Below are 3,850 nucleotides of genomic sequence, written 5' to 3' on the forward strand. Positions count from 1 at the left end.
CCGGGCGGACGCCAATCCCCCCGGTGTTTTTCATGCCCGCCTGACGGATGAACTAAACAATGAAAGGAAATGATTAATTTTGACTCAAAGATAAATCTCCTTTACACACTTTTTGGGATACTACCTATCATATCGTATTGGAGGCTCTGTAGTGGATGAGGCTTCGGCATCGATATGGCTTACCATATCAATTTTGAAATAGTTTATTCTGTCTTGCCCATTCTCTTTGATTGGGGTCTTAAATACAATGTAGGGCGTAATGGTATTGTGGCTGGCGTTGTTGGGTTGTTCGAATAGGTAGATTGGCTTTCCTACAGGCTTAAAGTCAGTCTCTTGGATTCTCTTTTTGATTGTTCCCTCTCCGGATGCCTCGGTAATGATGGTGTTGTCGAATGAGGTGCCATCAAACATAGCCAATGTCCCTTCTGTTCTTATATTGTAAAGAGCATATTGCATCTGGTCGGTTGCTCCTCCAAGTTTTTGCTTTGCTTGATCGGAGATATTGAGTACCAGCTTGGAAACAGCCACTTTCATTTCCACATCTCCAAAACTTGTTGCCTCACTGATGCCATCGCGTAGCTCGACTCTATTCCACATTGGGCAAGAATTTGCATCCTTTATTCTTACAGATGGCACGACTGTACGCTCATCTCTGCCAATCCATAATCCTTCGTTTTCTTGGGAGAGTTTATAGTTGCCTGCAAAATGGACGTATCGTGGAAGTTTTGACTTGAATAGCTCAACTTTGAAAAGATACTTTCTGATGCCATTTTCTTCTGATGTCTTTTCATAAGTGGCCGTATAAGACTTGGTGAATAGATGGTTTTCGTCAAACACCCAAAGTTCAAGACTGTTTAGTGGAACATCAACATTGGATTCTTCTCCTAACCACTTGCCGGATGTTGATGTAATGTCTATAAACACAAAAAGAGGCAAACACCTCTGATCAGTGTTTGCCTCCTACACGGTTATTAAATAGCTTTCGCTGTCTTATCTATTTCATTTTAGCTTTGGACCGGCTGCTACAAGTGCCTTTCCTAAGTGGTGACTTTCAAACTTCTTGAAGTTGTCAATAAATAGTCCTGCAAGATTTTTTGCCTTGTCTTCCCATTCCTGAGGATTTGCATAAGTGTCTCTCGGATCAAGAATCTTAGAATCTACACCCTGCAATGTTGTTGGAACTTCGAAGTCAAAGTATGGGATCTTCTTGGTCGGAGCTGTCTTGATATCACCATTGAGGATGGCATCGATGATGCCTCGTGTATCTTTGATGGATATTCTCTTGCCACTTCCATTCCATCCGGTATTTACCAGATATGCCTTGGCTCCGGACTTGTCCATCCTTTTAACCAACTCTTCTGCGTATTTGGTTGGGTGAAGTGATAGGAAAGCAGCGCCAAAACAAGCTGAGAAAGTCGGTGTTGGCTCTGTAATTCCCCTCTCTGTTCCTGCCAATTTTGCGGTAAAACCGGACAAGAAGTAGTACTTTGTTTGTTCCGGAGTCAAGATGGAAACCGGTGGCAATACACCAAACGCATCTGCCGATAGGAAGATGACATTGTTGGCGTGACCGGCCTTGGAAATCGGTTTGATAATATTGTTGATATGATAGATTGGGTAGGACACACGGGTGTTTTCTGTTACAGATTTGTCAGCGAAGTCGATGTGTCCGTTCTTGTCTACAGAAACGTTTTCGAGTAGAGCATCCCTTTTGATGGCATTATAGATGTCCGGCTCATTCTCTTTGCTGAGGTTGATTACCTTCGCATAGCAACCTCCTTCAAAATTAAACACGCCATCATCGTCCCATCCATGCTCATCGTCTCCGATCAGTTTCCTCTTTGGATCTGTGGATAGGGTGGTCTTACCTGTACCCGAAAGGCCAAAGAAAATAGCTGTCTCTTTTTCGTCAAGACTTGTGTTTGCCGAGCAGTGCATTGCTGCAATACCACGAAGAGGAAGTCTGTAGTTCATGTAGCTAAACATACCCTTCTTCATCTCTCCTCCATACCATGTGTTGATGATAACCTGCATCTTTTCTGTCAGGTTGAAAACGACAGCTGTCTCAGAGTTGAGCCCAAGTTCTTTGTAGTTTTCTACCTTAGCTTTAGATGCATTCATAACAACAAAGTCCGGTTCTCCAAAGTTTTTGAGTTCTTCCTCTGTTGGGCGGATAAACATGTTTCTTACGAAATGTGCCTGCCAAGCAACTTCCATAATAAACCTAATCTTGAGCCTGGTATTTGCATTGGCACCGCAGAAGCCGTCGACAACAAAAAGTCTCTTGTTGCTAAGTTGTTTGGATGCTATTTTGCGAAGCTCTTTCCATGTCTCTTGAGAACATGGCTTGTTGTCGTTTTTATATTCGTCACTTGTCCACCAGATGGTGTCTTTTGTTACATCGTCTTTTACCCAGAATTTGTCCTTAGGAGAGCGACCTGTATAGACGCCGGTCATTACATTGACAGCACCAAGTTCAGTGAGTTGCCCTTTTTCAAATCCTGCAAGACCTTCTTTTGTCTCCTCTTCGAAGAGTTGTTCGTATGAAGGATTGTATACAATCTCTCTTGTTCCTTCAATTCCGTACTTTGTTAAATCTAATTTGTTACTCATATTCAAAAGTAGTTTAGACTATTAATTGTGGTTTTTTCTAATCTTAATGATTAGCTTCAAAGGTATGAAAAAACAATGAGAATTTGTAATACGTAAGACAATGAGGCAGTTTGAATGACTTCTTATCTGTAAATGTCATTGTAGATGTGACAATTATCCATAAATATATGTGATACACTATTATTTTGATATGTAAAATGACCTATTTAAGATTTTTATATCTCAATTAGTCTGTAAATATATGAAGATATGAGTAGAGGAGGGGATATCCTTATTGATGGCTTACGAGTAGCTTGTGCTGTTGTTTCTTAGGTACAAAAAAAGACCCCTCGCCAATTAGACAAGAGGTCTTTTTCGTCGGGGTGAAAGGATTCGAACCTTCGACCCTCTGCTCCCAAAGCAGATGCGCTAACCGGACTGCGCTACACCCCGTGCATTGGAGGATTGTTTGTCCCTCGTTTGCGGTTGCAAATATACAACATAATATTTGAATTGACCAAATCTTTTGGACTCTTTTTATTGATATTTTTTCTTTGCTCAATGGATTTTTTTGATATTCAATGGTTTGTATATCTAAAGTTAAATCCAATGGTCTTGGGTAATATCTGCTTTTTATCTGTTTATGATAATCTGTCGATTTGATTTAGTTGCTGTCCGATTAAGGTAGATAAGGGCATATTGACGTCTCCCAAACACCTTATTTATGAGGATGAGCATTTCAATTTTGAAATATAAGTCCCCCTCCTTTGGTTTCTAAAGTCGGCTGTCCGACAAAACACCTGCAATATTGAGTCATAAATCAGCATTTGATCCAAGCGAATGCCTTATGGGGCAAAGGGTTTGCCTAAGTGGACAGTTTTTCTTTTTTGAATGTCCTAAAAGGTTGGCTGTCTGATAATACTAAGCGTGATTTACAGACTAATGCCTCAGAATAGGTAATAATATCGTTTGGATAAAGAGCAATCGAGAGAGCAGTTTATATGAAATCTAAGTTTGCTACGCTGCCAAAACTTTTACCGGATAGAATAATTTGATTTAGTTGCCTGTATGTCTCCGTAATAAGAGTGAAATGACTTAAACCCAAAAATGTCGATAGAACATGGGAGTATCAGATACTGTCCCAAAAAAGTGTGTAAGACCCAAGACTATTATCTTTGAAAAAATAAAATAAAACAGTAAAACAGTATGGATCTCACACGAGTACAAATTAAAGAAATTATTTCGAATTGTCTGGCAG

At 40.2% G+C, this 3,850-nt stretch carries 2 protein-coding genes and 1 tRNA gene; all 3 read right to left on the reverse strand.

Annotated features, from left to right (window positions below):
- Positions 1-120: 120 nt before the first annotated feature.
- A complete protein-coding gene (locus tag ACFO3G_RS03725) occupies positions 121-924 on the reverse strand; it encodes a hypothetical protein (protein WP_380078111.1) in 804 nt (267 codons plus the stop codon).
- A gap of 75 nt (positions 925-999) precedes the next feature.
- Complete coding sequence (gene pckA / locus ACFO3G_RS03730) at positions 1,000-2,613, reverse strand: phosphoenolpyruvate carboxykinase (ATP) (protein WP_380078113.1); 1,614 nt, start codon at positions 2,611-2,613, stop codon at positions 1,000-1,002.
- Positions 2,614-2,970: 357 nt separating this feature from the next.
- Positions 2,971-3,045 (reverse strand) — tRNA-Pro (locus ACFO3G_RS03735).
- Between the last annotated feature and the right edge of the window lie 805 nt (positions 3,046-3,850).

The sequence above is a fragment of the Falsiporphyromonas endometrii genome (genome assembly GCF_042654485.1).
In the GTDB taxonomy this organism is placed as follows: domain Bacteria; phylum Bacteroidota; class Bacteroidia; order Bacteroidales; family Porphyromonadaceae; genus Porphyromonas; species Porphyromonas endometrii.